This window comes from Mycobacterium persicum (genome assembly GCF_002086675.1).
GTDB classification, from domain to species: Bacteria; Actinomycetota; Actinomycetes; order Mycobacteriales; family Mycobacteriaceae; genus Mycobacterium; species Mycobacterium persicum.
The window spans coordinates 1-1,255 of sequence record NZ_MVIF01000240.1 but is presented as its reverse complement, the minus strand read 5'-3'; the positions used below and the strand labels follow the sequence as shown (position 1 = coordinate 1,255).

General features: G+C 62.5%; 1 protein-coding gene and 1 pseudogene. Both read right to left on the bottom strand.

The window, feature by feature from the left end; genetic code table 11:
- Positions 1 to 129 precede the first annotated feature (129 nt).
- Positions 130 to 375 (bottom strand): annotated as a pseudogene (locus tag BST40_RS32260) (DUF5631 domain-containing protein); the annotation flags it as partial.
- A 1-nt stretch (position 376) separates the two neighbouring features.
- The gene (locus tag BST40_RS28115; RefSeq protein WP_083156590.1) at positions 377 to 907 is read right to left on the bottom strand and encodes a hypothetical protein; all 531 of its coding nucleotides are present in this window, start codon (positions 905 to 907) and stop codon (positions 377 to 379) included.
- Positions 908 to 1,255: the final 348 nt, after the last annotated feature.

Here is a 1,255-nt window from a genome sequence, read left to right as displayed (position 1 = left end):
GTGGATTAACAAGCCCGACGACACCGAGGAGGCCACTCAGTAAATACCGCTCGACGGTGCCTCATTCAGGTTGACAAATTCCGCCGGTGGATTCAGACCCCAACTACACCCTCGATTGTGAAGAGCCACTTTCACTTGGCACTGACGGGCGATAGTAGCTACACGCTGCTCTCCGCGCCAATACCGCTCCAGCAAATCGGTGGCGGCTCGCCCCTTATTTACTGACAACTGCGATCGTATGTTTTGCAGATCGCTTGTCTCGTGGCGCTTGACTTCCCCGGCGTGGCGCCAGGAAGAGGCCCCAGCCGAGGGTGCGTCGGGCCGTGCTGGCCCCAACGCACCAACCAACAACGCCGACCATTTGCCGGGTAGCAAATCAGCCGCCGCCGCAAAGGACCTTCATTCGTTCGTCCTTGGCGTTGGCATCGTTGATCGCGGCCCGCGATTCGGGATCGTCGCGACGCGCAAAGCTACCCACGGCATTCGCATTGGTAAACGCTTCGGCAAGTGCCAGTGCGGCGGCGCGATCGCCGGCCGGGAGCGCCGGAGCTGCATCGACTGCTTGTTGGATCATTACCGATCCGTTCACCAGGGCAGCCACCGCCAACGCCTGGTTGTCGCCATTGGTTTGTATTTGAACTTGACGCGCCGCCAGCTTGTACACCTCACACAACTTCTGGTGCGCGGCGGCGACTTCAGCGGCGGTGTATGTCGGTGCAGCGGAGGTTCCCGGGGCTGCGGCCGGGATTCCGCTCGTCGTAGTGCGTGTCAGCGCCACGATCAAAGCTGCTGCGCCCACGGCAATGGCGATGGCGAAGCCCACAGCTTGCCAAACGCGCGAGCCTGTCCCGGGCTGCGTGGGATGGGGCGGTGTCCATCGGCCGGTCGGGGGCGGGAGGGTCGTCACCCCACGGAAGGCTATTCCAACTGCTGCCTAGGCGCACTCCAGTGCCTGTTAGACCACGTCGATGCCGAGGACAGCTATGGCTGCCGCCACGCCGCCACCGGGCGAGACGACCGATGCTCCCGATGTCCGTTTTCAGACGTGAATGGCGACAACCCGTGCAGTAGAGCAGAATTCGCGCGTGGCTCCCTTGGCGGTCAACCCGGATGTGATGTTCACCGCACGTAGCCCGGGTAGCTGCGAAGAGCCATCACCAGCGGCACCACGGCGGAAGTTGTCAACCTGAATGAGGCACCGTCGAGCGGTATTTACTGAGTGGCCTCCTCGGTGTCGTCGGGCTTGTTAATCCAC